The 24,533-nt window shown below is 54.7% G+C and carries 27 protein-coding genes, 1 tRNA gene and 4 pseudogenes; 20 read left to right on the top strand and 12 right to left on the bottom strand.

Annotated elements, in window-relative coordinates; genetic code table 11:
- The first annotated feature begins 427 nt into the window (after positions 1 to 427).
- Both QK296_RS04715 and QK296_RS04710 read left to right on the top strand, forming a co-directional pair.
- Entirely contained in the window at positions 428 to 1,957 is a 1,530-nt protein-coding gene (locus QK296_RS04715; RefSeq protein WP_169856715.1) for an NCS1 family nucleobase:cation symporter-1, read from the top strand.
- Between the two features lie 13 nt (positions 1,958 to 1,970).
- Positions 1,971 to 2,699, top strand: a complete 729-nt coding sequence (locus tag QK296_RS04710) for an aspartate/glutamate racemase family protein (RefSeq protein WP_034136192.1) — start codon at positions 1,971 to 1,973, stop codon at positions 2,697 to 2,699.
- A 143-nt stretch (positions 2,700 to 2,842) separates the two neighbouring features.
- Here QK296_RS04710 and QK296_RS04705 read toward each other — a convergent pair whose 3' ends face one another.
- Positions 2,843 to 3,766 carry a LysR family transcriptional regulator gene (locus QK296_RS04705; protein ID WP_057709730.1) on the bottom strand — a complete coding sequence of 308 codons (924 nt, stop codon included), beginning with the start codon at positions 3,764 to 3,766 and terminating at the stop codon, positions 2,843 to 2,845.
- A gap of 107 nt (positions 3,767 to 3,873) precedes the next feature.
- Between QK296_RS04705 and QK296_RS04700 the strand changes: the two genes are divergently transcribed.
- Complete coding sequence (locus QK296_RS04700) at positions 3,874 to 4,620, top strand: 3-oxoacyl-ACP reductase family protein (RefSeq protein WP_003193340.1); 747 nt, start codon at positions 3,874 to 3,876, stop codon at positions 4,618 to 4,620.
- A 127-nt stretch (positions 4,621 to 4,747) separates the two neighbouring features.
- Here QK296_RS04700 and QK296_RS04695 read toward each other — a convergent pair whose 3' ends face one another.
- Positions 4,748 to 5,434, bottom strand: a complete 687-nt coding sequence (locus QK296_RS04695; protein ID WP_003193342.1) for an HAD-IA family hydrolase — start codon at positions 5,432 to 5,434, stop codon at positions 4,748 to 4,750.
- 223 nt (positions 5,435 to 5,657) lie between these two features.
- Here QK296_RS04695 and QK296_RS04690 point away from each other — a divergent pair.
- From QK296_RS04690 to QK296_RS04680, 3 genes and pseudogenes are all read left to right on the top strand, one after another.
- A pseudogene (locus QK296_RS04690) lies at positions 5,658 to 5,909 on the top strand (type II toxin-antitoxin system RelE/ParE family toxin); the annotation flags it as partial.
- The gene (locus QK296_RS04685; protein WP_003193344.1) at positions 5,893 to 6,219 is read left to right on the top strand and encodes a helix-turn-helix transcriptional regulator; all 327 of its coding nucleotides are present in this window, start codon (positions 5,893 to 5,895) and stop codon (positions 6,217 to 6,219) included. The pseudogene QK296_RS04690 and the gene QK296_RS04685, both read left to right, overlap by 17 nt.
- A gap of 50 nt (positions 6,220 to 6,269) precedes the next feature.
- Positions 6,270 to 6,626, top strand: coding sequence for a DUF2784 domain-containing protein (locus QK296_RS04680; RefSeq protein ID WP_014719513.1), 357 nt, complete (start codon positions 6,270 to 6,272; stop codon positions 6,624 to 6,626).
- Here the strand turns inward: QK296_RS04680 and QK296_RS04675 are convergent.
- Positions 6,613 to 7,581 (bottom strand): NAD-dependent epimerase/dehydratase family protein, encoded by a 969-nt coding sequence (locus QK296_RS04675; protein WP_014719514.1) that lies wholly within the window; start codon positions 7,579 to 7,581, stop codon positions 6,613 to 6,615. The two genes, QK296_RS04680 and QK296_RS04675, sit on opposite strands and share 14 nt — an antisense overlap.
- 94 nt (positions 7,582 to 7,675) lie before the next feature.
- On the opposite strand from QK296_RS04675, the gene QK296_RS04670 reads away from it, so the two are divergent.
- From QK296_RS04670 to QK296_RS04645, 6 genes are all read left to right on the top strand, one after another.
- Positions 7,676 to 8,560 carry a LysR family transcriptional regulator gene (locus QK296_RS04670; protein WP_014719515.1) on the top strand — a complete coding sequence of 295 codons (885 nt, stop codon included), beginning with the start codon at positions 7,676 to 7,678 and terminating at the stop codon, positions 8,558 to 8,560.
- A 53-nt stretch (positions 8,561 to 8,613) separates the two neighbouring features.
- Complete coding sequence (locus tag QK296_RS04665; RefSeq protein WP_003193347.1) at positions 8,614 to 9,192, top strand: DUF4337 domain-containing protein; 579 nt, start codon at positions 8,614 to 8,616, stop codon at positions 9,190 to 9,192.
- A 185-nt stretch (positions 9,193 to 9,377) separates the two neighbouring features.
- Positions 9,378 to 9,713: a hypothetical protein gene (locus QK296_RS04660; RefSeq protein ID WP_003193349.1), complete on the top strand. Its 336-nt coding sequence runs from the start codon at positions 9,378 to 9,380 to the stop codon at positions 9,711 to 9,713.
- 101 nt (positions 9,714 to 9,814) lie between these two features.
- A complete protein-coding gene (locus QK296_RS04655; protein ID WP_003193350.1) occupies positions 9,815 to 10,447 on the top strand; it encodes a hypothetical protein in 633 nt (210 codons plus the stop codon).
- Positions 10,448 to 10,579: 132 nt separating this feature from the next.
- Complete coding sequence (locus tag QK296_RS04650) at positions 10,580 to 11,032, top strand: thiol-disulfide oxidoreductase DCC family protein (protein ID WP_003193352.1); 453 nt, start codon at positions 10,580 to 10,582, stop codon at positions 11,030 to 11,032.
- Entirely contained in the window at positions 11,029 to 11,334 is a 306-nt protein-coding gene (locus QK296_RS04645) for a hypothetical protein (protein WP_281914730.1), read from the top strand. The genes QK296_RS04650 and QK296_RS04645 overlap by 4 nt, the downstream gene beginning before the upstream one ends.
- Here the strand turns inward: QK296_RS04645 and QK296_RS04640 are convergent.
- The 3 genes from QK296_RS04640 to QK296_RS04630 form a co-directional block, all read right to left on the bottom strand.
- Positions 11,285 to 11,782 (bottom strand): DUF2269 domain-containing protein, encoded by a 498-nt coding sequence (locus QK296_RS04640; RefSeq protein WP_003193355.1) that lies wholly within the window; start codon positions 11,780 to 11,782, stop codon positions 11,285 to 11,287. The two genes, QK296_RS04645 and QK296_RS04640, sit on opposite strands and share 50 nt — an antisense overlap.
- Positions 11,783 to 11,784: 2 nt before the next feature.
- Positions 11,785 to 12,912 carry a saccharopine dehydrogenase NADP-binding domain-containing protein gene (locus QK296_RS04635; RefSeq protein WP_003193357.1) on the bottom strand — a complete coding sequence of 376 codons (1,128 nt, stop codon included), beginning with the start codon at positions 12,910 to 12,912 and terminating at the stop codon, positions 11,785 to 11,787.
- Between the two features lie 198 nt (positions 12,913 to 13,110).
- Positions 13,111 to 13,410 carry a hypothetical protein gene (locus QK296_RS04630; RefSeq protein WP_003193360.1) on the bottom strand — a complete coding sequence of 100 codons (300 nt, stop codon included), beginning with the start codon at positions 13,408 to 13,410 and terminating at the stop codon, positions 13,111 to 13,113.
- Positions 13,411 to 13,723: 313 nt separating this feature from the next.
- Between QK296_RS04630 and QK296_RS04625 the strand changes: the two are divergent.
- Positions 13,724 to 13,834 (top strand): annotated as a pseudogene (locus tag QK296_RS04625) (short-chain dehydrogenase); the annotation flags it as partial.
- A 127-nt stretch (positions 13,835 to 13,961) separates the two neighbouring features.
- Here the strand turns inward: QK296_RS04625 and QK296_RS04620 are convergent.
- Positions 13,962 to 14,714: an NAD(P)-binding domain-containing protein gene (locus QK296_RS04620; RefSeq protein WP_282390652.1), complete on the bottom strand. Its 753-nt coding sequence runs from the start codon at positions 14,712 to 14,714 to the stop codon at positions 13,962 to 13,964.
- A 97-nt stretch (positions 14,715 to 14,811) separates the two neighbouring features.
- Here QK296_RS04620 and QK296_RS04615 point away from each other — a divergent pair, with 97 nt between their 5' ends.
- The 5 genes from QK296_RS04615 (at position 14,812) to QK296_RS04595 (ending at position 18,490) form a co-directional block, all read left to right on the top strand.
- Positions 14,812 to 15,180: a helix-turn-helix domain-containing protein gene (locus QK296_RS04615; RefSeq protein WP_098950650.1), complete on the top strand. Its 369-nt coding sequence runs from the start codon at positions 14,812 to 14,814 to the stop codon at positions 15,178 to 15,180.
- A gap of 631 nt (positions 15,181 to 15,811) precedes the next feature.
- Complete coding sequence (locus tag QK296_RS04610; RefSeq protein WP_098950649.1) at positions 15,812 to 16,027, top strand: hypothetical protein; 216 nt, start codon at positions 15,812 to 15,814, stop codon at positions 16,025 to 16,027.
- Between the two features lie 497 nt (positions 16,028 to 16,524).
- Positions 16,525 to 17,052, top strand: coding sequence for an ATP-binding protein (locus QK296_RS04605; protein ID WP_098950648.1), 528 nt, complete (start codon positions 16,525 to 16,527; stop codon positions 17,050 to 17,052).
- A gap of 15 nt (positions 17,053 to 17,067) precedes the next feature.
- Complete coding sequence (locus tag QK296_RS04600) at positions 17,068 to 18,117, top strand: N-acetyltransferase (RefSeq protein WP_098950647.1); 1,050 nt, start codon at positions 17,068 to 17,070, stop codon at positions 18,115 to 18,117.
- Entirely contained in the window at positions 18,095 to 18,490 is a 396-nt protein-coding gene (locus QK296_RS04595) for an ASCH domain-containing protein (RefSeq protein ID WP_098950646.1), read from the top strand. The genes QK296_RS04600 and QK296_RS04595 overlap by 23 nt, the downstream gene beginning before the upstream one ends.
- An 84-nt stretch (positions 18,491 to 18,574) precedes the next feature.
- Here the strand turns inward: QK296_RS04595 and QK296_RS04590 are convergent.
- From QK296_RS04590 to QK296_RS04570, 5 genes and pseudogenes are all read right to left on the bottom strand, one after another.
- Positions 18,575 to 19,509: pseudogene (locus QK296_RS04590) on the bottom strand (hypothetical protein).
- Positions 19,482 to 19,676 (bottom strand): annotated as a pseudogene (locus QK296_RS04585) (hypothetical protein); the annotation flags it as partial. The pseudogenes QK296_RS04585 and QK296_RS04590, both read right to left, overlap by 28 nt.
- A gap of 69 nt (positions 19,677 to 19,745) precedes the next feature.
- Positions 19,746 to 20,852 carry an SEC-C domain-containing protein gene (locus QK296_RS04580; RefSeq protein ID WP_282390650.1) on the bottom strand — a complete coding sequence of 369 codons (1,107 nt, stop codon included), beginning with the start codon at positions 20,850 to 20,852 and terminating at the stop codon, positions 19,746 to 19,748.
- Between the two features lie 182 nt (positions 20,853 to 21,034).
- Positions 21,035 to 22,021 (bottom strand): DUF3644 domain-containing protein, encoded by a 987-nt coding sequence (locus QK296_RS04575; protein ID WP_256588493.1) that lies wholly within the window; start codon positions 22,019 to 22,021, stop codon positions 21,035 to 21,037.
- A gap of 405 nt (positions 22,022 to 22,426) precedes the next feature.
- Positions 22,427 to 22,516, bottom strand: a tRNA-Ser gene (locus tag QK296_RS04570).
- Between the two features lie 321 nt (positions 22,517 to 22,837).
- On the opposite strand from QK296_RS04570, the gene QK296_RS04565 reads away from it, so the two are divergent.
- Together QK296_RS04565 and QK296_RS04560 are read left to right on the top strand one after the other, a co-directional pair.
- Entirely contained in the window at positions 22,838 to 23,530 is a 693-nt protein-coding gene (locus QK296_RS04565) for a crotonase/enoyl-CoA hydratase family protein (protein WP_003193445.1), read from the top strand.
- A 212-nt stretch (positions 23,531 to 23,742) separates the two neighbouring features.
- Entirely contained in the window at positions 23,743 to 24,465 is a 723-nt protein-coding gene (locus QK296_RS04560) for a 1-acylglycerol-3-phosphate O-acyltransferase (protein ID WP_003193447.1), read from the top strand.
- Positions 24,466 to 24,533 lie beyond the last annotated feature (68 nt).

Genomic DNA, 24,533 nt, shown 5'->3' with positions numbered 1-24,533 from the left:
TGTTTCCTGAATGAACGCGGCGTCTGTGAGTTTTTCGCGAGCAAGCTCGCTCCTACAGAAAGCGAAATTTCCTTTTTGGTCGGGTGAATCTTGTACACAACCTTGTAACCATAAGTGCCATTTTTGTGTGCAACCTAATATACAACGCACCAAAACGTAACATCTCCCGGCGCCAATGGCGCTGTCTATAAATAGCCCTGCAATTAACAAAAAAATAAATACCTGTTCAAACGGTCAATTTATAACGCTTATAATTCAGTAATTTATTCTCAAACTATATAAAAACGAAATTAGCCAAGATTTTCATATATCGAAAATTGGCACGCATATGGCTTAGGCATAAGTACGCTTTGTATACAATCAATACAAAACCTACATACACTTTGCCATCCGCCGCTTTGCTGCAGATGCGCTGGAGCCTGCCGGAATGCGTACAAGCCTCTCGAACACCCTCGCACTGGATCTGCCCTCCTCCCCATTAAACCCTGCAGCCGCCGGCCCCGGCCCGCTGGTGCTCAGCCCGCGCCTGCACAACAAGGACCTGGCGCCCACCAAGGTCGAAGGACGACGCTGGGGGCGCTATAGCATCTTCGCGTTGTGGACCAATGACGTGCACAACATCGCCAACTACTCATTCGCCATCGGCTTATATGCATTAGGCCTGGGCGGCTGGCAAATATTGCTGTCCCTGGGGATCGGCGCGGCGCTGGTGTACTTCTTCATGAACTTGTCGGGCTACATGGGGCAGAAGACCGGTGTGCCGTTTCCGGTTATCAGCCGCATCAGTTTTGGCATCCACGGGGCGCAGATTCCGGCATTGATCAGGGCGGTAATTGCGATTGCCTGGTTTGGGATCCAGACCTACCTGGCCTCGGTGGTTTTCCGCGTACTGCTGACAGCCATTCATCCAGGGTTTGCCGATTATGACCACGACTCGATTCTCGGCCTGTCGACCCTGGGTTGGGCGTGCTTTGTGGCGATCTGGTTGGTGCAGTTGGTGATTCTCGCCTATGGCATGGAAATGGTACGTCGCTATGAAGGCTTCGCCGGGCCGGTGATTCTGCTGACCGTGGCTGCGCTGGCCGGCTGGATGTACTTCCAGGCGAACGGGCAAATTGCCTGGTCGATCCGCGAGCCCCTGAGTGGCGGCGAGATGTGGCGCAATATCTTTGCCGGCGGCGCGCTATGGCTGGCGATCTACGGCACCTTGATCCTCAACTTCTGCGACTTCGCCCGCTCTTCGCCGTGCCGCAAAACCATCCAGGTCGGCAACTTCTGGGGCCTGCCGGTGAATATCCTGGTGTTCGCCGCCATCACCGTGCTGCTGTGCGGCGGGCAATTCCAACTCAATGGCCGGGTGATCGAAAGCCCGACCGAAATCATCGCGGCGATCCCCAACACCTTCTTTCTGGTGCTCGGCTGCCTGGCTTTCCTGATCGTCACCGTGGCGGTGAACATCATGGCCAACTTCGTCGCCCCGGCCTTTGTACTGAGCAACCTGGCGCCCAAGTACCTGAACTTCCGGCGCGCCGGGTTGATCAGTGCCTTTGTTGCCGTACTGATCCTGCCGTGGAACCTCTACAACAGCCCGTTGGTGATCGTGTACTTCCTCTCTGGCCTCGGCGCGCTGCTGGGGCCTCTGTACGGGGTGATCATGGTCGATTACTGGCTGATCCGTAAAAGCCAGGTGGACGTGCCACAACTGTATAGCGAAGACCCCCAAGGCATTTATTACTACAGCCGGGGGGTGAACATGCGTGCGGTGGCGGCGTTTATGCCGGCGGCGGTGATCGCCATCCTGCTGGCGCTGTTGCCGGGGTTTGCCAGCGTCTCGCCGTTCTCCTGGTTGTTTGGCGCTGGCATCGCCGGGTTGCTGTACCTGCTGATCGCCAAGCGCCAACCGCACTACGCCGATGTCAGCGGCGAAAGCATTGCCGTCGATAACGTCAGTCATTAAACAAGGACTTTCCATGCGTATCCTCGTGGTCAACGTCAACACCACCGAATCCATCACCGAGACCATCGCCCAGCAAGCACGGGCGGTGGCTTCACCGGGCACCGAGATTGTCGGGCTAACCCCGTACTTCGGCGCCGAATCGGTGGAAGGCAATTTTGAAAGCTACCTGGCGGCCATCGCCGTGATGGACCGGGTAATGGCCTACGACCAGCCCTTTGATGCGGTGATCCAGGCCGGCTATGGCGAACATGGCCGCGAAGGCTTGCAGGAACTGCTCAATGTGCCGGTGGTGGATATCACCGAAGCGGCGGCCAGCACCGCGATGTTCCTGGGGCACGCCTACTCGGTGGTGACCACCCTGGACCGCACTGTGCCGCTGATTGAAGACCGGCTGAAACTCGCCGGCCTCTACCAGCGATGCGCTTCGGTGCGCGCCAGCGGCATGGCGGTGCTGGAGCTGGAAGAAGACCCGTTGGGCGCCATGGAGGCCATCGTGCGCCAGGCGGAACTGGCCATTCGCGATGACAAGGCCGAGGTGATCTGCCTGGGCTGCGGCGGCATGGCCGGGCTGGACGAGCAGATTCGCCAGCGCACCGGGGTGCCGGTGGTGGACGGGGTGACGGCGGCGGTGATGGTGGCCGAGTCGTTGGTGCGGTTGGGGTTGTCCACGTCGAAGGTCAGAACGTATGCCACGCCGCGGCCGAAGAAGGTCATCGGTTGGCCGGGCAAGTTCGGGCGGTAGACCGATGCGCCTGCATCGCGGGCAAGCCCGGCTCCCACAGTGATCGGGACCCCATGTGGGAGCCGGGCTTGCCCACAGTGACAGCGACCCCATGTGGGAGCCGGGCTTGCCCGCGATGGCCACGACTCGATGTAAGGCCGTGCTCAGATAGCACTGAACCGTTGAGCCAGTTTCTGCTCGGCAAACTGCTCAATAACGAAATCCACAAACGCCCGCGTCTTGCCCGGCAGCAATTTATGCTCGGCGTAGTAGATGGAAATATTGCCGTCGTCCACATACCAATCGGGTAACACTCGCACCAACGCCCCGCTGTCCAAGAACGGCACGGCCATCGGCATGCTCACCAGCGCGATACCAAGGCCCTGGGCACTGGCGCAGCAAGCGGCTTCGGAGTCGCTCATGGTCATGGCCGGCTTCAGTACCAGTGGGCTGTGCTCGCGCTCACGGTGGGTCAGTTGCCATGAACGCACCCGGCCAGTCTGCGGCGAGCGAATCAAGATGCCGAGGCAGTGCGACAGGTCCTCGGGCGCCAGCACTGGCAAGCGCCGCGCCAGGTAATCCGGCGACGCCACCAGCACCCGGTGCGCCGGCGTCAACTTGCGCGCCACCACGCCTTGGGGCAGCTCAAAACCACCGCCGATAGCGGCATCGAAGCCTTGCCCGATCAGGTCGACCTGGCGGTTATCGAAGTGCCAGTCCGGACTGATATCAGGACAGCGCCGCATAAATTCGCCCAACAACGGCACCACGTACCGATTGCCGAACACTGGCCCCATGCTGACCTTGAGCGTGCCCACCGGCCGCCCTTCGGCACTGGCCAGGTTGGCGACCGCATTCTGAATGGTGGTGAGGCTGCTGCTGACTTCCGCCAGGAACATTTTGCCGGCTTCGGTCAGCGCCAGGCGCCGAGTGCTGCGCTGGAACAGCCGCACACCGAGGCGCGCCTCCAGCTTGGCGACGCTTTTACCCACTGCAGCAGGCGTGAGGCTCAGGTGCCGTGCAGCCTCGGCAAAGCTGCCACCCTCGGCGCTGCGCACAAAGCATTCGATACTGCCAAAGCTTTCCATATGGCCCCACTCTAAACTTTTGGTTTACACAGACTATAGCAACCACGGGCTACCGAGCTGCGCGGGTGAGGTCGATACTCGCTCCATCAACTACCTCGGAGATCGACATGACCACACACAACCTCACCGGCAAAGTCGCCTTGATTCAAGGCGGTTCCCGCGGCATCGGCGCCGCCATCGTCAAGCGCCTCGCCGCTCAAGGCGCAGCGGTTGCCTTTACCTACGTCAGCTCAGCCGCCAAGGCCCAAGCGTTGCAGAACGAGGTGATCAGCGAAGGCGGCAAAGCCTTGGCGATACAGGCCGACAGCGCTGATGCCACGGCGATTCGCGCGGCGGTCAACGCCACGGTCGAGGCGTTTGGACGCCTGGATATCCTGGTGAATAACGCTGGCGTGCTGGCCATCGCCCCACTGGACGAATTCAAGCTGGAAGACTTCGACCAGACCTTGGCGATCAACGTACGCAGCGTATTTATCGCCACCCAGGAAGCCGCCAAGCATATGGGCGAAGGTGGCCGCGTGATCAATATCGGCAGCACCAACGCCGAACGCATGCCCTTTGGCGGTGGCGGGCCCTACGCCATGAGCAAGGCGGCGCTGGTGGGGTTGACCAAGGGATTGGCGCGGGACCTGGGGCCACGTGGCATCACCATCAACAACGTGCAGCCTGGGCCGGTGGACACCGACATGAACCCGGCGAACAGCGATTTTGCCGAAAGCCTGATCGGGTTGATGGCGGTAGGTCGGTATGGGCATGTGGAGGAGATCGCCAGTTTTGTGGCGTATCTGGCCGGACCGGAAGCGGGCTATATCACGGGCGCCAGCCTGACCATTGATGGTGGGTTCAGCGCCTGATTTTGCAAAACCGCACACCAAATGTGGGAGCGGGCTTGCCCGCGAAGGCGGTGTGTCAGTGGCACATCTGTCACTGCGCTACCGCTTTCGCAGGCAAGCCCGCTCCCACATTTTTGACCGCGCGGGGTCAGGCCATGGGAGGCAAGCCGTAGGCGGCCAGGTCAAAGTCGGCGAGCTTGCGAATAATCTGGTCAGCATGCTGGTACTTGCTGTCAGCCATCGCCTCATCGGGCACCGCAATAGCGGTCATGTTGGCAGCCTTCGCCGCCGTCACGCCGAACGGCGAGTCTTCGAACACCAGGCAATCCTCAGGCGCCACACCCAAGCGGCGCGCGGCGGTAAGGAAGATGTCCGGCGCGGGCTTGGCGGCGCCGACTTCCGGGTCGTCGGCGGTGACGATGGTGTCGAACAGGCCAAACCATTCACGGTGCAAGGTGGTCTTGTGGCCAAACGAATTACGCGATGAACTGGTGCCCACCGCAATTGGAATATTGTGCGCCTTCAAGTGCCGCACCAACGCCTCGGCGCCGGGCATGCCCAGGGCCTTGGGAAAACGCTCGCTCATCAGCGGTTCGCGTATTTCCAGAAACTCGGCGGGCGTGATCGGAAGGTCCAGTGCCTTGACCACGTAATCGGCCAAATCCTGAGCACCGCGCCCGATGATGTGCTGCTTGATGCCCCAGTCGTAGGTACGGCCATAGCGTTCGGCAATGATCTGCGTGACTTCGGTGTAGATGCCTTCGGTATCTAGCAACAACCCGTCCATATCGAAAATCACGGCCTTGATCGGGACAGCGGTACGCGGTGCATTCATCACAACACAACCTTGGGGCAAGGACTAAAAGGATTCAGCACAATAACGGCCCTCGTTGCCTGCAAGCAACCTTCGTGGACCAACCGTTGATTCATACCACGCAACAGTTTTAACCCTCGACGCTGACGGCGGCCAGCTAGGGTTTGAGAGGACAACGTCATGACCCGTCGACACGAATCTGAAAATACCGATTGCAAACCTTATAAAAGACTTATTAACCTCCATGAACTCAATCCAATGGACCCGAAAAGCCGTCAAACAATTGCTTCGGTTGCATTCGTATCATCAGCAACAGGTACGCAATGCCGTGTCCGCTCTTGAACACATGCCCGATGCAATCAACGTCAAGGTGCTGGTTAACCATCCTCACAGCTATCGCTTGCGGGTAGGTCATTACCGGGTCCTTTTCGACTGGGACGGCAGCATCCAGGTCGTCAGCATCCAAGAGGTTAAAAAACGTGACGAGCGAACCTACTGCCGTACAGATCATCCACAATACGCAGGGCAAGCCAGCCTATGTGGTGATTCCCTATGAACACTATGTGGCGCAGCAAAACGATCCAAACCTGATTCCCCATGCGGTAGTCAGCCGCCTGGTGGATGGCGCAACACCTATTCGCGCGTGGCGCGAGCATCTGAGCCTGACCCAGGAAGAAGTCGCCCAACGCCTGGGTATTTCACAATCGGCATTTGCCCAGCAGGAAGCGGTCAGCAAACCCCGCCGCACCACGCGGGAAAAGATAGCCAAAGCGTTCGGTATCAATGCCAGTCAACTGGAGCTATAACGTCACCCTGCAAAATTTCACGTATTCCTTTACTCACATCGAGCTCAAACATGCTCTACCGCCTAGCCGCCGACGGCCTCGTGCTGTTCCACCTGGCCTTTATCCTGTTCGTGCTGTTCGGCGGCCTGCTCACCCTGAAGTGGCCCAGGGTAATGTGGCTGCACCTGCCCGCCGTTGCCTGGGGCATCGCGGTGGAGGTGCTGCACCTGCCCTGCCCACTCACCCGTTGGGAAAACCTGTTTCGCCACTTGGCCGGGCAGGATGGTTATGGCGGTGGGTTTATCGAGCATTACATTCTGACGATGATCTACCCAGCCGGGCTGACTGCGAATACTCAATTAGTGCTGGGGGCCGTGGTGGTGGTGGTCAACCTCGCCGTGTATGCACGCCTGATCAAACGCAAGTAGGCAGGCAACCCAGGCCAACCAGGGTGGCCTCCACCGCCTGTTCCAGCGGTGTGTGGGGCTCATGGCCGAGCGTCGCGAGCAGGCGCTGGTTATCCAGGCGCAACGGTGTTTGCCACAGGTAGCGCATCTCCTGCATCTCACGCACGGTGACGACAAAAGGCGCCGCCCAGTTCAACAACCACCAGGGAAACGCGCCGACCCTGGGTTGCTGGCCCGTCCTGCGCAGCACCACACGCTGGATCGTCTTAGCCATCTGCGTACCGTCCGCATCCATGTACCCAGCCATATGAAAGCAGGCGAAGGCGCCAAGACTGGCACGACGCTCAATCAACTCAAGCATTGTACGCGCTACGTCCGGCAGATAAGCCCATTGATGGGCCACGCCGTAATCGCCTGGGTAGCGGATGGTGTGCACCGGTTTGCCGGGTTTGACCAAGCCTTGGGCAAACCAGTTATTGGCCACCCTGGCGCCGAAAAAATCCCCAGCGCGCACAATCACCACCCGGGCGCCCTGAGTGGAAGCGGCTCGCAAGCGCTGCTCCATCTGCACACGGATCGCGCCCTTGCGAGTCAGCGGGTGCTGGGGTGAGTCTTCGTGCAGCACAGGGAATGCATCCGGCCCGAAGTTGTAGACCGTGCCGGGCAGCACGACTGTCGCGCCTTCGCAGATGGCCGCCGCAATGGAGTTGTCGATCATCGGCAACACCCACTCGGCCCATTTGCGATAACCCGGCGGATTGACGCCGTGCACGATTACCGCGCAGCCCCGGGCGGCCGCGATCACGTCGTCGCGATTCAGGGCATCGCCTTTTAGCCACGTAAAAACAGGATTTTGGCTGCGAGCCTTGATCAGATCCCGAGTCAACGCCCGCACCTCCCAGCCCGCCGCGCTCAACTGCCGCGCCACTTCGCCACCAATGCCACCGGTTGCACCCAAAACCAGAACCTTGCTCATCACCCTCTCCCACTGTTGGTTGATGAGGGTATGTTGGATGCGGAACAGCTATAGAGGAATTGCCCAAGAGTATCGAGCCGCTATACATTTATGTATGGCTACGAATATCGGTTGGGAGCTTTACCGGTCATTTCTCGGTGTACTCAAGGAAGGATCGCTGTCGGGGGCCGCACGGCAGCTCGGCATCACCCAACCCACGGTAGGGCGGCACATCGCCGCGCTGGAAACGGCGCTGGGCGTCGTGTTGTTCACCCGCTCGCCCTCAGGCTTATTACCCACTACGGTCGCCCACACACTGCGGGCGCATGCAGAAACCATGGCGCGTACCGCCGCCGCCCTTGAACGCGCCGCCTCGTCCCAAGGCGATGAGGTGCGCGGCGTGGTACGAGTATCGGCCAGTGAAGTGGTGGGTGTGGAGGTACTGCCGCCGATCATCACGCAATTGCGCCGGGAACACCCGCACCTGAAGGTGGAACTGGTGCTGACCAACCGCTTGAGCGACCTGCTGCAGCTGGAAGCCGACATTGCCGTGCGCATGGTGCGCCCCAGCCAGGAGCAGCTGCTGGCGCGGCGTATCGGCCTGATCGAAGTCGGCCTGCATGCCCGTGACGATTACCTGCAGCAACACGGCATCCCCCAACACATGCACGACCTGGCCGGCCACTCCGTCATCGGCTTTGATCAAGCCACTGCATTTATCCGCAGCCTGGCAATCAAGGGTTTTGAGCGCAACGCCTTCGCCATCAGTAGCGACAGCGACCTGGCGCAACTGGCAATGATCCGCGCCGGTGCCGGCATCGGTGGGTGCCAGGTACAACTGGCCCAGCGCGACCCACGTCTGCGCCGAGTGCTGCCTGACGGCTTCGCGTTTAAAATGGACACTTGGGTAAGCATGCACGAAGACCTGCGCAACAGCCCACGCTGCCGGGTGACATTCGATGCACTGGTGGCAGGTTTGCAGCGTTACGTACAGGCTTGAGACAGCTGCGCTGGTGAACAATCAGCGCACCTCAATCCGTTCGCGGTCGCCCCATGTCCGAAGCCTTCGAAGTTCCCAGCCCCCACGAAAAACACCTTGAACACACCACCGAGCATGCTCACGGCCGCGGCGATAGCTTTGCCAGTCGTATCGCCGTGATGACCGCGATCATGGCGACCGTCGGTGCCATGCTCAGCTATCAGGCCGGCTCCAGCGAAAGTGAAGCTGCGATGGACAAGAACAACGCCGCCATCATCAAGACCGAAGCCGCTAACCAGTGGAACTACTACCAGGCCAAATCCAGCCGCCAGAACCTGGCAGAACTGGCCAGCCATATTCCCGGCGTGGATGCTGCGCATTACCAGGCGGAGATCGAGCGCTACAAGCGCCAGAAGGAAGAAGTGCGTAAACAGGCCGAAACGCTTGAGGCCACTTCACGGGACTGGGACCACAAATCCGAGGAAGCGCTGCACCAGCACCATCGCTGGGCCCAGGCGATGACGGCGATTCAGATCGCGATTTCATTGGCGGCGATTACCCTGCTCACGCGCAAGGAATGGCTCAAACGCATGTCGTACACCGCCGGCGGGGTGGCGGTGATGTTGGGTGGCCTGGCGTGGCTGCATCTGTGACACGCCGAAGATTAAATGTGGGCGCTGTCGAGCCCCGGCGAGGCTGCGATGGGATCACCGCGCAGTACCCGCCAGACTGAGCCATCTGCATGCCAGCCTCGCTGATCGATTTCAATCTGCCAACTGAGGGCTTAAAGTGTCGCCCCCGAGAATTGAATCTCGAGATTGAACCTATGGAGTTATAAGTGAAATACGTCAGTAAAGTCGTTGCAGCAGCCGTACTTGGTTTCACCCTGGCAGGTTGCACCGGCACCGCCATGAAAACCCAGCAATACGACGCCAGCCAATACACCGTGCTGGGCCACAGCGAAGCCAGCGCCACCGGCATCATGCTGCTGGGCGTCATCCCCATCGGCCAGAACAACCGCTTCGTGCGCGCCCAGGATGCAGCCATCAAGGCCAAGGGCGGGGACGCGTTGATTAACACGCAAGTGCAGGAAAAGTGGTTCTGGGCTTGGGTATTGAACGGCTACACCACCAAGATCTCCGGTGATGTGATTAAGCTGAAGACCGCGCAATAAGTGTGAAAAAGCCGCTTGATCTCGGTATGAGACAGCGGCTTTTTAGCGCAAGTGATAAGCGGGTGTGCTACGTCGAGAGCAGCCGATTAAAGGAAGCAGTCATGCGAATATTGTTTGTATCACTCTTCTGTTTTTTTATAACGGCGTGTTCAAGCAGTCCAGCAACGCTGTTTATAGACCAAGTCAAAAACAGCCAGACGCCTTTGGCTCTCACACCGGTGGAAGCCCTGCATATTTCGCAGGCGGTACCCATGCCTGTCGACCCCGGCTGGCGACCACCTCAATGGAAAATTACCGCCGCAGAACCTCGTATCCTGATCAATGGAACGCCCTCTAATTATCGAGTGTTCAGCACTACCCTGGTTAAAGACAAAGTCTTCCATATCAACGTTAACTCTTGGTGCGTCAACGCCTGCTTAGGATTCAGCAAATACGCGTTGAACCCGTATTTAATCCTCATGGATGCCCAGGGTAATGTGCAAGGCGAAGGCTTTGGCAAGGCGACCGGCATAGTCGGAGTCATCAACCAAGCCTTGACCGGTACAGTGAAAAACAGCGGTACTTATTACCTCATCGTCGCCGCAGATAATCGGGCACCGGGAGAGACCATTGTTATCGACAACGTCCTGCTGATCGGCGCTGCAGCTAGCCCGATAGCGCCTTTGCGTATTGGCATGAACAGTTACCCATTTGGCTCAGTCGGACCGTTTCTGAATACCGAAGAATCGCCTTGAAGCGGTGACAGATCTGCCTTCGAATCATCGGCGCGCCCCCTGAAGCTCATTGGGGTAGCCAACCCCAAACACTACAGTGCAGACGAAGGCAGGTATGATCCAGGCTAACCCGGCCCGACTGGACCCACACACATGCCTGCCTCCGACCCCCGCCCTACCCCCGCGCCATTCCTCAAGCCCGGTGAAACCGTGGTGTTGTTCGACGGGGTGTGCAAGCTGTGTAACGGTTGGGCAAGGTTTCTGATCCGCCACGACCGCCAACGGTGCTTGCGATTAGCCGCCGTGCAGTCACCCGAGGGCCAGGCGCTGCTGGCGTGGGCGGGGTTGCCGCTGGAGCAGTTCGACACCCTCGCAGTGATCCGCGATCGGCACTGTTGGGAGCGTTCGGAGGCGGTGTTGCAAATCATTGCGCAACTGCCTGCCCGCTGGCGCCCAATGCTGCTCCTGCGCGGCATCCCGCGCTTTCTTCGGGATTGGGCTTACGACCGCGTCGCGCGCAATCGCTATCGGCTGTTCGGGAAATACGATACCTGTCTGTTGCCGAACGCGGATCATGAACAGCGCTTTTTGAAGGATCAGCCATGAACCCCCTGTTGCGCATCAACTGGATCGCGCGGGGCGGCCTGGCTTTCATGTTTGCTTACCATGGGCTGGTGCCGAAGCTGCTGTGGCTAAGCCAGGGTGAGCGGGCAATGATCCAGGCGCATGGGATCGAGCAGGTGCAGTTGTTCGCCACGCTGGCGGGGGTTGGCGTTGTGTGCGGTGGCTTGGAATACCAAGCCCTGAACGGCATCTATTTCAGCCCGAGCGCCTCAAGTGCAATGGCCAGCGCTGATGTCAGCCATACAGCAACAGCCCAATCAACTGCCATGGCGTCATCTTCGTGACCATGATCAGCACGATCACAAACATCCCAGAGAAACCCAAAACTCCCATCCAGAACCATTGCCTATAGACGCCGCGGTATCCATCACCAAGCGCCCTGCCCGTCTCAACCGCACTGAGCGCCATCTGCTGCAAACGCTTCTGCAGCACCAGCACCGGCAGCCAAAGAGCCCCCACACACAGGAAGATGATCAGCGAAGTCAGCACCCATTCGGTGGTCAACCCCAGTCCGGCAAGCTTGATCAACACAAAGCCGGTAATGATCTGAATGACGCCCGCCGGCGTAGTGATCCAGGTATCGAACTGCACCACCATCCGCGCCACATGGGCAATCACTTGCGGGTTGGCCGTACGGCTCGCGGCGATCAGATACAGATACGAGCCCATGCCGAAGCCAAACAGGAAAATCGCCGCGATGATGTGGATGTATTTCAGGCTCAGATAGAGCATGGTCAGCCCTGCCCGTCAGAGAAATGCACGGCCAGGCTAAGGTTCGCCGGGTCGTTGATGGCGGCCATGTATTCGTCGACGGTGATTTCGCCAACGCACGGCCGCGCACCGGGTTCAGGCACATAGCCTTGGGCGACTTTGAGGGCCAGAGCAACGGCGGCGCAGCTGGGGATTTCCGGGCCTTTGTCATTCAGCGCCGTCAGTTGCACCGCCAGGGACAGCGGTTGCCCTTCTGCACCGAGGCCGTTCACGTCGATGTACATCGCGCTTTTGCCATCGCCAAAGCGCTCGAACCAAGTACCCAGCCGATGCAGCCGCGCAGCCCAGGCAAGATGGTCACGCACGACGCCCCACCGCAGCGCCTGGGCCAGCAGATAGTTGGCGACACCGCCAAGCTTGAGCCCCGCACCAGCCTTGAAGCTCAGGGTGTGGGCACCATAGCGGCCAGCAAAGATGTCCATGTCGGGCACATCCACATTCGCCAACACCCGCGTGCCAAGCTCAGGCATTTTGCGCAGCGTCAGGTCCTGCCAGCCCAGCACTTCATGCACCTGACCATGCCTGAGCTGCTTGATGGGTTTGCCCGCGTAAGCCAGCACACCTTCGACGGTGGACAGGCCCGGCATCTTGGCCGAGGAGGAAATACCGTGCTCGATCGAGTCGATACGGGTGAAGCGATAGCGATACTGATCGATGATGGCGCACGACAGCGTCGGCACGGAGCTGCACCCGCTAAGGATCGCCACGCCTGCCTGCCGTGCTTGTGCATCCAGCACGCTCACACCGTTGACGAAGGTGCGGCAGTCGGACAAGTCGCAGTAGTTCACGCCAGCGTCGATGCAACTCTGGGCGACAGCATAGGACTGCCCCTGGAACGGGCCGCCGGTGTGGATCACCCACCTGATGTTCATCGAACGCAAAACGGAGGCGAACCCGGCTCCCATGGCATCGCCGCACCAGCCCTCGCAAGCGGTGTTCGACTGGCTTTTCAGCTCATCCACCTTGCGCTGCAGCTTATGAGGGTCGCGACCCGAAATCACCAGTTCAATGCCCGGCGCCAACACCAGATGCCGGCAAACGATGCTGCCGAAATTGCCGTAGCCACCGACTACCAACACCCTGAGTGTCATTCCATTCTTCCCTAAACAAACGATCATGCGCTGCGCCTGAGACAGGCTGGCGGCTGAGGCGGCAAAGATACCCGATTTGCTTAACAGCTTGGGCCAGATCAACAGAGAGAGTGAGAAGAAGGACTACGGTTTTACAGAGCCCTGATCACCAGCCCGCCCCACAAGCCGTCTCAGACCACCTGCAACGGTTTACCGAGATCAATTGACTCCAGGCCAACTCTCTACATATTCAATAGTGAAGTCCGGATAGGAATCGACAATCTGGATCTTGTAATCAGGATAGCTATCGACGGTTTGCCATTTCCCGACAGAATCCGGCCAGGAATCCACCTTCTTTACTTTGAGGTCGGGGAATTGATTCACCACCTTCACCTTGTAGTCGGGATAGCTGTCCACGAACTGGATCTTGCCGTAAATCTTCGACACATCGACCGTCGTACCGGCGTGAGCGCAAAAAGTGCAGGTCAACAGCAAGGAAGCGAGGGCAACTTTGAACATGAGTACTGCATCCTGAAAAATTGAGGCGTCCAGTCTATCCGTAGCCGCGCAGGCCGTGCCGAAAAACGCCTATCCCTTAAACTCACCCGCCCCATTGCCGACGGCGTCAACATACGCCACACACAACGACTCGGCGATCTGGCTTTTGACTGCTTTGGTCGATTCCGGGCGCGGGTTTCACCTTTGTTGTTTCCGGACTTTGGATAGCAACCCTGAGCCGGAAATAGCATGAGGGTTCCCGTCGGCGAAGTTAGCGATAAAACACAACGCTGTGCGGGCCATAAAGTAAATAAATCCGTCCCCTTTTTCCGGTAGTGATGCGGTGGTGCTGAGTGACTTTGCACTGCTCTGTTCGATTCCACTGCGCGATGGATGCGATTTGCTCGATGTCATCGGGCGACGAATGGACGCGCCGTGCGCATGATCTAAAAACAGCAGGTTTCAAACTCAAAAATTAAAAAACCCCAGGTTTCTTTCGAAACCTGGGGTTTTGTTTGCTGTGAACGTGGTGAAACGAAAATCAAATAAACCTGTGCCTTCGCCAACTTCTGTTACGCGTGCGATATCGGGCTCAGTTGACGATTCATCGCAATGATATCCGCATGACTAGGGTTGGGACCCAGCTTCGCGAAATGCTCTATCATGCGATCCCGAGTTTTTGGCGCCTCACCTTTAACTGCCGCATCGAGGGCCCGGCGCATATCAACGGCGGTGTAGTCGCAGCAGTACGCAGGGGTTGCAGGTTGTTGCCGCCACGACTGCTCAAGTGAACCCGCATTGACTGGATCAAAACCTGATTCGCTCACCAGTTCCATGACTGTCTGCACACCGACCTGATCGTCCCCAGCGACTGCCGCCGCCAATCGTCCGGGCGTGCCCTCGGGCTGGCCGAGTTCAGCGAGCGAATAGGCTAACAAATTGTTGAACGCCTTAATCACCGGCCTTCCAATCTGTTTCGAAACCCAAATGCTTTCGGCCATGCCTTCCTCTATTTCCGCAATTTTCTGATCCCTCAAGCCTGGGTAGTAATTGCCGGTATCCACGACAGGGACGTCCAATGGAACAGATGCGAACAAGTCAGCAGGCAGATCAGCCACTGCTGGGAAAGGGATAGATAAAAATATCACTTCGGCGTCTCGAACAACGCCCGAAATATCTGCAGGTACCGCCCCAATCTCGTTGGCGAATGCACGAACCCCCTCAATGCCTTTGGAGTTAGCCACCTGCACTTCATGGCCTGCGGCAATCATCTTCCGGGCAAGGGTTGCGCCAATGTTTCCTGTCCCAATCACGCCAATTTTCATGAGTTCTCGCTCGTATAGGTTCCGGGTAGGCGCCTACCTTAGGAGAATAGTGAGATAATGATAAGTACACACCAAAAGGTAAGTAACGAACCAAACTATGACCAGTGAACGAGAATGGGACTGTGCCGACCCAAAAAACCGAGTGAAATGGGCTGAAGCAACCCTGGAGACCCTCCGCGTCTTGGAGGGAAAATGGAAGATCATCATCCTTTGCCAGCTGTTCGCAGCCAAAGGCCCTCTGCGTTTTTCTGATCTTGAAAAACTCATAGAGGGCATCAACCAGAAAATGCTTATCCAGCAGCTTAAGCAGCTCGAAAAAGACGCAATTGTTCGCCGCACGGTTTACCCGCAGGTACCACCGAAAGTTGAGTATGAGTTGACCGAGGATGGATACGCGTTAGGACCGTCGATGCAGGCTTTGATTGAATGGGCCGAACAGAGGCGCAGCCCTTTTGACCAGGCCTGAAACCACAAACCCCCGGCTTTCTCTATGAAAACCAGGGGTTTGTGTTTACTTAATGTGGCGGTGAAGGAGAGATTCGAAACTACCCGCAAAGTAACTTTCATTATGCAAGCATCCGGTTTACGAGGGCTGCAGCGATGCTCCCTCTCCAAAAAAAGGCATTCTCAGTCCCATGGCAGCCCCATGGCTTTTGGACCAAGTTAGTGCGCGCGGGTTGAGAGGGGGTAAAAAACGGCAAGCCGACCGGTTTATGTTGAGGCATGGGAAAAAGGTAATATTGGTAATACGGTGGATAAATAAGATAAAACCCCTTTAATTTCAATAAGTTTATAGATATTTAGAAAGGTAATAATTTAGTAATTTATAGGTTAGGTCATTACCTTTTCCTCGGGTAATTCCTGACAAGCTCAATCCCCAGCAAAACCGGGCACTTGGGCGAATATTACCTTTTCCATTACCAAATATTACCCCTCAAGGTAATACCTCAAACCCACGGACTACCTGGGCTGCAGCGGCTTTAGCGCCTTACCTAACCAAAATTACCTTTTTCCCAACCCTGGTTCCAAAATAGCCGACTGTGAGGCGAATCCTGCAGCTTGAGGCTAGTCTGAGAGTTCACTATAGGAACCTTGATATGGCGCATGAATATTCGCTCTCAGATGTGCTTGAAAGGATGTATGAGAATCAGTTGGCACTTGAAGCAGCTGTGATGGAGATCACCCTACGCCTGGAACAACAAGGCTCAGCAGAGGTAGCTGAAAACGTGCGTGGGACCTTAGAGGCAATCGGTGAGAACGCGGGGCATATCAAGCAAGGCTTGGCACGCCCGAAAAGGTCAGGAGCCAGCTAAGGATGCGAGACAAATTGTGAAATGCTCCAATCTCGACGAGGCCCACACGTTTCGTGGCGTATGGCAGCTTTCCGCCTCTTCGAAGTCCGCTACACACGGTAAGAAAAAAGATCTATCTCGTTTCGGAAAATGCCCGTATTCCTATGTTTTCTTCTCTTTCGACCAATGAACCCGGGGCCTCCAACCCTGCCCCGTTCATGATCGCCTGCTACGTCGCTGTGCGACCGCCCTGCACTTCTCTTCAAATCTTTGCAATCCGTGAAACTGCCGGTCGCCCGTAGAGCGTCCCGGCCCGCCTGGGCTGCCGGTTCGTTTGCACTACATCTGTGTTTGCACAAAAAAAGGACGCAAACCCCGTCGGCGGGAGGGGGATAAGCGCTTTTTTACGCGTTTTAATTTCGCAGAAAATATTTTGTCTCACCCTCGCCCGATGTCTAATTGACATCAAGACGATTGACTGGCGTACTAACAGGACCGCATAGATATGGAAATCAGACATGGTAGTTTTTGTGGCAGGTGTACACGGCGTAGGCAAAACATATCTTTGCGAACGATTCGCGACGGTCTCAGGCATCCAGCATGCAAGCGCCAGCGCGCTCATAAAAAGCGAACTCAAAACATCAAACTGGGAATCCGATAAGCTTGTATCTGATATCGATTCAAACCAGATTGCCTTAACGGTAGCTGTTAAGCGAATAACAGAGAACTCTAGACGCCTCTTACTAGATGGCCACTTCATTCTTAAAAAACATGATAATACTCTGGCAGCGGTGCACGAGCACACTTTCAAAGATTTAAACCTATCACTAATATGCCTAATAGAATCGGAAGCTGAAACAATACGACAGCGTCTTATATCTCGAGACTCGAACGCTTTTTCTGGCAATATAGAGAATTTTTTACAAGAAGAAAAATCAAGAGCACATTACATTAGCAAGTTATTCGATATTCCTTTAATCATATTAAAAAACCCTTCCGAACAAGAATTCAATACACACTTGCATAAAGCATTTACAACCAACTGACTCTGGGCTCAGACAATGGAACTCGTACAAAAAAAATTTAAGCACGTTAACATCCAAGATCCTTTCTTCTCCTCGTTAATCAATGATTATAAAGAGTTTACGACATGGTTCGCTAAGAAAGCCGAGGATCAAGCTTATGTCTTTGAGGATGAGAACGATAAGGTCAATGGCTTTCTATACCTAAAGACAGAAGAGGGATCTGTAGACGATGTAGTTCCACAGCTTCCTAATAAAAAACGCTTGAAAGTCGGCACGATGAAAATCAATGCTCGCGGAACCAAGCTCGGAGAACGTTTCATCAAGAAAATATTCGATCACGCACTACACAATAAAGTTAGCGAAATATACGTTACCGTATTCCCAGCGCATGAAGTTTTAATAGCACTATTCACAAAGTATGGCTTCATCCAAGTTGCCGAGAAACATACACAGAATGGCACCGAACTCGTACTTATCAAAGATCTGAACGTGTTACAGAACACTCTGGTGAGGTCGTACCCCCTTATGGACATGGCGAATCGAAATATTTATCTGCTGTCTCTAAATCCGCAATGGCACACTCGCCTGTTGCCAGACTCTATTCTCAAGAATGAGAACGCAGATATCATCGAAGACATCTCGCACGCAAATAGCGTTCATAAAGTCTACCTCGCGGCGATGGACGGTCTGGAAAAATTGAAACCTGGTGATATCCTTGTTATTTACCGAACGACGGATCACCAAGGGCCCGCTCATTACCGCTCAGTGGCGACGTCTGTAGGTGTCGTTGAGGAGTACCGGTCGATTCGCTCATTCGCTTCACGGGATGAATTCATGAGCTATTGCCAGCCGTACAGTGTGTTCAGCGACGCTGAACTTGACCAGTTTTGGCAACGGAAAAACTACCCCCACGTCTTCCGCTTTACGTATAATGCCGCCTTTAAACGCCGCGTGACACGTGGCGAGATGATCGAGCAATTCGGTATGAATCCTGCCGCTTACTGGGGATTTATGCGACTAACGCGAGACCAGTTTAATTTAATCGCACAGGCGGGCCAGATGGATGAAAGTATTATTATCAATTAAGCCTGAATATGCGGAAAAAATCTTACTCGGCGAAAAACGATTCGAGTTTAGAAAATCCGTCTTCAAGAACCCTGAGGTCAGAACCGTCGTAATTTACGCGACTATGCCTATTGGAAAAATAATTGGCGAATTTGATTTCGACGAAGTTCTGTCTGACGAGCCTAAAGAGATTTGGTCTTTAACATCGAAATTCTCAGGCATAACAAAGAAGTTCTTCAATGAATACTTTGATGGCAGAAAACTGGCTCACGCGATAAAAGTCGGTCAGGTAAGAAGATATGAAACACCAATAAGTTTAAAGTCCCTTATTCCTAGCGGAATGGCGCCCCAGTCGTTTTGTTATATCAAAGACGGCCAAGGTCAGCTGAACTAGCAATTTACCCCTAAGAAAAAACCCGCCGACGGCGGGTTTTTTTGAATTGAATCCCTAGAAGATAATAGATTTTAACTGTATAGCCTACAGATCAGCTTTTGCTGCTCTCTCAGAAAATGCGGCCATGTCCTTAGGGCTTGGGGTTGGCCCTGGTATATGTGTATGCCCCGCCAGTTGCACATTCATCTCCTGCACTAGGTCGATCAAATCACACACCACCTGAAATAGGTTTACGCTCTCCGACCCGATCCAGTTTTGGGGAGCCAGCAACCACTGACCAGCCCCCGCCACGCTCTTGCGCAGCCCCTGAATCCTTTCCTCCATGTCGCCACCTACCGTGGCGTTGTACTTCTGCCCCACCACCAGGTTCAGATCCCGCCCGGTCGCCTGGTGCAGATCATCCACCGCCGCCAGGCTGACAGATCCTCCCGACAGCAGCTTGAGCGCACCCAGGGCTTCAAGCGTCTTGATGCCCCCCACCGATTCGGTTGAATGATCGTCCACAGTCCTGGTGTGGCTCTGGAACCGCTCGGTGTTTCCCATCGCCTCCACTTCCCGCTCGATCGCCTTGTCCAGGATCTTACCGTCGGTTTGACGCAGCCAGTTGCCGTCGGCGTCGACACGCTGCTGACAGGCTTCGCTATGCTGCCACACCTGGTCACCCTTCGGGACGCTCGGCATGCTCAAGCCGTGGGGCAGAATCGTTTGGATATAGGGCTTGTGCGGCAGGCCATAGGCGAAACACACCACAACCTGGGTGCCTTCCTCGGGGAATGCGTAAATGCCCATTTCCTCGCCACCGGTGGGCAGCGGCAAAGGCACGCCAGCATGGTGTCTGGCTCGCCGGCCGGCCCCATGACCTCGATGTCGACCGCGTAGCGGGGGCGGAAGTCGTCGCAGATCCCGGCGCCGGCGGGCGCGTCGGCCACGGCGACAACCTGGGCAAAGCGTGGCAGGTGATAACCACCAGTGAGTTCGGGGAATTGTCGTTCTACGCTGCGGCGGATTGCGTCGTCCATCGGATGGCCATCTGGTTGTCGATGAGCGCGACACTGGTGATGCGCTCGCCGTGATTGATCGTTGCACCTGGTCGCAACCCGGGGAGGGCTGCAATCATCGCGCTTTGGTTGCCCTGGTAGTCGTCGAACAGTTCCACCGGCAGCTGCAGCGGCGAGCGAACGCCGAAGTTTCCGAGCAGCCCGTACGAACAACAACTCCTCAACAATCAATTTTCCTGAATTAAACGTAGATCAGGCTATAGCATTAGTGTTGTATCAATATTTACGATGCTAGGCATGCCTAAGCTCCGTACGTTGATCAACGAACGAGCAGCCATATCGCACGTAAGGCCCTCAGAAAATATATCGCAAATATATTCTTGCATGCTGCCATCTAAACCAGCCCACCAAGCGGGATGCAAGTATATATTTTCAAGTAACTGGAGCATAAAGACAGCAAGATTATCTGACGATAGATTTGCATTTCTAAATTGCCCGACGAGTTTCAAACCAGTAGTTGAATGTTCCGGAAGCCAAGAGAAAACTATGTACCCCTTCCCTGCATCAGAAAAGGAATTAATAATCACATAGTCAGGCACGCTACCTTTATTATGCGAGATAAATTGCACTGGCTTCCCATCGAATCCGTATATAGGTGCTACGATAGAGCTACCCATTATGTGCGGCGGGTGTGCTAACTCAAAGACAACATGCTTTAGCTCAGAATAATCCTCCCCGACAAGCATGTCATCCAGCTTTTCTTTTATATAAGCCAAATCGCTCTTTGAAAGATTATTATTACTTATCATTTCATTTGCGGCACGCTGAAGCATTAATTGTTGCATAAGCGACTGCCCTTTATCAAAGCCTTTAAGGTCCTGAAAAATCTCTGAAACGTCGCCCTTGACATAAAGTTCTCTTGATACGGCCCTGAAAGCGACTAGAAAACAGTGTTGTTTGTTAATGTAAAAAGGGCAGTCTTCGACAGGGAAAAATAGTACCTTGTCGTGATGAGAGCAGAATCCAGAAAATGTTGACGCTCTATTAATCCCGACGCGCGCAGGAGCCAGCTTATTAGTTTTAGTGATAGATTGGACATTACCAAGAAAAGCTAAAACATGCCCTTCTACAGAAATCTCTTTCAACGATGAACTTTTTGAAACGGTATGGGCGTTAATAATTTTCACAGTGCAGTTAGGATGCCACACTGATGGGGCACTGCAGGTTTTAGACGTATTGATTTTCTTAATAGTCCTATGTGCGTCTGCAACACTTACTGGAGTTTCGCTTCCTCGATCAAGGTGGCATTTCTTGTATTTCAAACCTGACCCACACCAACAAAGCTCATTTCGTTTAAACCCCATGCCCAGTCAACTCCTTATATTAGAAAGACACTCAAAACCATTACAAACCCGTTTATAGCCGTAATACCTTCTAGACAACAACAGAGCTGCTTGCAAATTAAAAACGTACCTAAAAAGCATAGCTCTAGCTTTTACATCAGTCGTGCCTCGGCCTAGACCGGTGTGTAAATTAAAGTCACAAATCAATGCTTTTCATAATGCGCATCGAACTCTTTAAGAATATTTGGATTGTAAAAAACCTTAGGTATTCCGGTAGTGCTACCAGGAGTAAGATACCGCTTATGTGCAAATCTCTCTTCCGCCTCCAATGCTTTACGGATGATGTGATAATTTGAGTTTTGTTTGAAATTTTTGAACCGGCGGGTAAGCCGGGTGGTAAGATTCTTATAGTCCCACGGGTACTTCTCAGATATATCTAGCTCCGTGATTATTATTTTTGTTGCATTACTATCCGCAGAGTACTGAATTGGCAAAGCGGAGTCGCTTTTAACCTTCTGTAATTTTATGTCGATCCTCAATGTGAGATTATAAGAACCGACATCTTCCTCATCATACATCCTTTCAAACTGGTTAATATAATCCAAAACTTTCTTTTCTTTTGGATTAAGCATTACACCTGGCGCCTCGTCAAACCCTCTAAAAAATGAAATAGGCATTAGATAAAAATTATATTTAGCAAGGATATCTCCATGCCAGCTTTTTACGATATTTGCATAGTTCTGTAATGAAGCGGCACCGAGCTCCTGTATTTTAATGCTGAGCAGGACGTCATCATTGATGAAGTGAATCGCATTATCTCTAATTTCTGTTAGTGCAGTAACATTATCAATAACAGCCTTTTCTACCTCACTCCCGTAGTCCTCGGTTATTATTCGAATCGCTTCAAACATACTAACGGACATTGGATTTCCGGCTCGATTTGTTTTCGGCCTAGGCAGCTTTGACTTTTCACCACTCTTGAGAGTTCTATACTCCATTGCATAGAGCGATGCTACTTTATTACTAGAGAGGCTAAGTACCTTTGCTTTAAACAAAAGCTCCCAAGCATTTATGCACAACACTGAAAAACTTTCCTCTCTATACTTGAAGTCCGGCTTATTATAAACCTCCATAGCTGAAAGCATAGCGGATATGGACTTACCCAACATGCTCCGCGAACGTGATTTCATGTATATTCTTCCTTGTTTGAAGCATCAAAATGATACTGAGATGAGTGTCCGATAGACGTCACTAAAATTCAACACGAGTTTCGCACTCAATCTAAGCTTTTCGTCAAAGTATTATTTTCATTGAGCTTTTTATGCAGCGGATGAATGCACCACCACTTCCGAAATCTAAAGTTATTTTTCAAAACCCAGAAATCGCTCCTCCGCATGAAAGGCCACCCCTGTACGGTACCGTCTCTCATTGACGACTTCTGCATGTCGATTGGGGGGCAGGACGGCCAACGCTGTACGGCCCCTTTCGAAGACGAGTAAAACACCCATCTGTCCCATATAACCGTATTTCAGGCACCAAAAACCACAAACCCCCGGCTTTCTCTATGAAAACCAGGGGTTTGTGTTTACTTAATGTGGCGGTGAAGGAGAGATTCGAACTCTCGATACAATTTCTTGTATACACACTTTCCAGGCGTGCTCCTTAAGCCACTCGGACACTTCACCGTATCTCGTCAAACCAGTTCAGTCTGTCGAGGCGCGCTAATGTAGTCGAAAGCCTTGCTGATGGCAAAGGTTTTTTTCAGAATTTTCATGCGGTTAGACGGTTATGCCATTCCCCTCCCGGCGAGGGGTGGTGATTGTGCCATTCTCAGGCATCGGCGGCACGCGTCTGGAGCGCTTGCTGCGCCCTGCTCCGGGGCGTCTACCCTTGGGGATGCAGGAAAAGCCTGACTGGGTAGTCAGTCACGGCGCTTTACCCGCGGGGGCGTGGTGAGTAACGTCTGCGCATCTATCTCTATAACAAGCCCTACAAGGAACCGCGTCATGAGTGAGTTGATTGCCTACCACTTCGAAGACGGTATCGCGACCCTGACCCTGAGCAACGGCAAGGTGAATGCCATTTCTCCGGCGGTGGTCAGTGAGTTTAATGCGGCGCTGGATCAGGCCGAGAAGGATCGGGCGGTGGTGATCATCACGGGCACGCCGGGGATTTTGTCGGGCGGTTATGATTTGAAGGTGATGACCGCTGGCCCTAAAGAGGCAATCAGCCTGGTGACCTCGGGTTCGACCCTGGCGCGCCGGATGTTGGCGCATCCGTTCCCGGTGATCGTGGCCTGCCCCGGTCATGCGGTGGCCAAGGGCGCGTTCCTGTTGTTGTCGGCCGATTATCGGATTGGCGTCGAAGGCCCGTTCAGCATTGGCCTGAATGAAGTGGCGATTGGCATGACCATGCACCACGCCGGTATCGAGTTGGCGCGGGATCGCCTGCGTAAGTCGGCGTTTCAGCGTTCGGTGATCAATGCCGAGATGTTTGATCCACAAGGCGCCCTGCACGCAGGTTTCCTCGACAAGGTGGTTGCACCGGAAGAACTGCAAGCGGCTGCACTGGAAGCGGCACGGCAGTTGAAGAAGATCAATATGAACGCGCACAAGCACACCAAGTTGAAAGTGCGCCGCGCACTGCTCGAAGCCCTGGACGATGCAATCATCCAGGATCAGGGCCATAGCCTGAGCTAAGTCCTACACCTTTCGTGTCCGAGCCCGACCTTGAGTCGGGCTTTTTCTTACCTATGAATGTGAAACTTCCATAACCGCTCTAGTTAGCCGTTATCGGCCCATGTGGAAACATGCGCTTAAACATCGGCTATCTCCTACGTCTGTAGGGGCAATTGCCGAATACAGTGCACATCCGTACACTGCGCCACCTTTTGTCCCGATGGGCCGTGTCGATGCTTTTTCTGTTGCGTATGTTGTTGATGGGCCTGCATTTTATGATCGCCGGCGTGCTGGGTGTGCTGGTCGGTGTGTGCCGGCCGTTCAATCCGGACAACAGCCGTCTCTGCGCTCGCCTCTATGCGTTGCCAGCCATGCGGATCCTGGGCTTGAACGTGAAGGCCGACGTCGACTCGCTGCGCAACAAGCCCGGTACCTGCGTGGTGATCGCCAACCATCAGTCCAACTACGATCTGTTTGTACTCGGCAATGTGGTGCCGCACCGCACCGTATGCATCGCCAAGAAGAGCCTGAAATGGGTACCGCTGTTCGGCCAGTTGTTCTGGCTGGCTGGCAATGTGCTGATCGACCGTGGCAATGCACACAAGGCGCGGCGGGCGATGCTGACCACCACGCATACCTTGCAGCATAAGGACACGTCGATCTGGGTGTTCCCGGAAGGTACGCGCAACCTGGGCAAAGGGTTGTTGCCGTTCAAAAAAGGCGCGTTTCATATGGCGATTGCGGCCGGTGTGCCTATCGTGCAGGTGTGTGTCAGCAATTACGTGACGCAGATGAAGCTCAATCGCTGGGCCAGCGGCAGTGTGCTGATACGCTCGTTGCCGCCGATTCCTACCTGTGGGTTGACGGTGGATGACATCCCTCAGTTGCTGCTGACGTGTCAGACGCAGATGGATGAGTGCATTGCACAGATGGATCGCGAACTGCAACGCGCGTAGGCGCACGCTTAGGGTGACGCGGAGCGTCACGGGCGGCATTCCCACGCAGAGCGTGGGAACGATCAGTG

It is taken from the genome of Pseudomonas sp. AL10 (assembly GCF_029960685.1).
GTDB lineage: Bacteria > Pseudomonadota > Gammaproteobacteria > Pseudomonadales > Pseudomonadaceae > Aquipseudomonas > Aquipseudomonas lactis.
This window is presented reverse-complemented; position numbering and strand designations above follow the sequence as displayed.

Coding starts and splice junctions, on each gene's coding strand:
- QK296_RS04715 (WP_169856715.1), top strand. CDS start 428: ATGCGTACAAGCCTCTCGAACACCCTCGCACTGGATCTGCCCTCCTCC.
- QK296_RS04710 (WP_034136192.1), top strand. CDS start 1,971: ATGCGTATCCTCGTGGTCAACGTCAACACCACCGAATCCATCACCGAG.
- QK296_RS04705 (WP_057709730.1), bottom strand. CDS start 3,766: ATGGAAAGCTTTGGCAGTATCGAATGCTTTGTGCGCAGCGCCGAGGGT.
- QK296_RS04700 (WP_003193340.1), top strand. CDS start 3,874: ATGACCACACACAACCTCACCGGCAAAGTCGCCTTGATTCAAGGCGGT.
- QK296_RS04695 (WP_003193342.1), bottom strand. CDS start 5,434: ATGAATGCACCGCGTACCGCTGTCCCGATCAAGGCCGTGATTTTCGAT.
- QK296_RS04680 (WP_014719513.1), top strand. CDS start 6,270: ATGCTCTACCGCCTAGCCGCCGACGGCCTCGTGCTGTTCCACCTGGCC.
- QK296_RS04675 (WP_014719514.1), bottom strand. CDS start 7,581: ATGAGCAAGGTTCTGGTTTTGGGTGCAACCGGTGGCATTGGTGGCGAA.
- QK296_RS04670 (WP_014719515.1), top strand. CDS start 7,676: ATGGCTACGAATATCGGTTGGGAGCTTTACCGGTCATTTCTCGGTGTA.
- QK296_RS04665 (WP_003193347.1), top strand. CDS start 8,614: ATGTCCGAAGCCTTCGAAGTTCCCAGCCCCCACGAAAAACACCTTGAA.
- QK296_RS04655 (WP_003193350.1), top strand. CDS start 9,815: ATGCGAATATTGTTTGTATCACTCTTCTGTTTTTTTATAACGGCGTGT.
- QK296_RS04650 (WP_003193352.1), top strand. CDS start 10,580: ATGCCTGCCTCCGACCCCCGCCCTACCCCCGCGCCATTCCTCAAGCCC.
- QK296_RS04645 (WP_281914730.1), top strand. CDS start 11,029: ATGAACCCCCTGTTGCGCATCAACTGGATCGCGCGGGGCGGCCTGGCT.
- QK296_RS04640 (WP_003193355.1), bottom strand. CDS start 11,782: ATGCTCTATCTGAGCCTGAAATACATCCACATCATCGCGGCGATTTTC.
- QK296_RS04635 (WP_003193357.1), bottom strand. CDS start 12,912: ATGACACTCAGGGTGTTGGTAGTCGGTGGCTACGGCAATTTCGGCAGC.
- QK296_RS04630 (WP_003193360.1), bottom strand. CDS start 13,410: ATGTTCAAAGTTGCCCTCGCTTCCTTGCTGTTGACCTGCACTTTTTGC.
- QK296_RS04620 (WP_282390652.1), bottom strand. CDS start 14,714: ATGAAAATTGGCGTGATTGGGACAGGAAACATTGGCGCAACCCTTGCC.
- QK296_RS04615 (WP_098950650.1), top strand. CDS start 14,812: ATGACCAGTGAACGAGAATGGGACTGTGCCGACCCAAAAAACCGAGTG.
- QK296_RS04610 (WP_098950649.1), top strand. CDS start 15,812: ATGGCGCATGAATATTCGCTCTCAGATGTGCTTGAAAGGATGTATGAG.
- QK296_RS04605 (WP_098950648.1), top strand. CDS start 16,525: ATGGTAGTTTTTGTGGCAGGTGTACACGGCGTAGGCAAAACATATCTT.
- QK296_RS04600 (WP_098950647.1), top strand. CDS start 17,068: ATGGAACTCGTACAAAAAAAATTTAAGCACGTTAACATCCAAGATCCT.
- QK296_RS04595 (WP_098950646.1), top strand. CDS start 18,095: ATGAAAGTATTATTATCAATTAAGCCTGAATATGCGGAAAAAATCTTA.
- QK296_RS04580 (WP_282390650.1), bottom strand. CDS start 20,852: ATGGGGTTTAAACGAAATGAGCTTTGTTGGTGTGGGTCAGGTTTGAAA.
- QK296_RS04575 (WP_256588493.1), bottom strand. CDS start 22,021: ATGAAATCACGTTCGCGGAGCATGTTGGGTAAGTCCATATCCGCTATG.
- QK296_RS04565 (WP_003193445.1), top strand. CDS start 22,838: ATGAGTGAGTTGATTGCCTACCACTTCGAAGACGGTATCGCGACCCTG.
- QK296_RS04560 (WP_003193447.1), top strand. CDS start 23,743: ATGCTTTTTCTGTTGCGTATGTTGTTGATGGGCCTGCATTTTATGATC.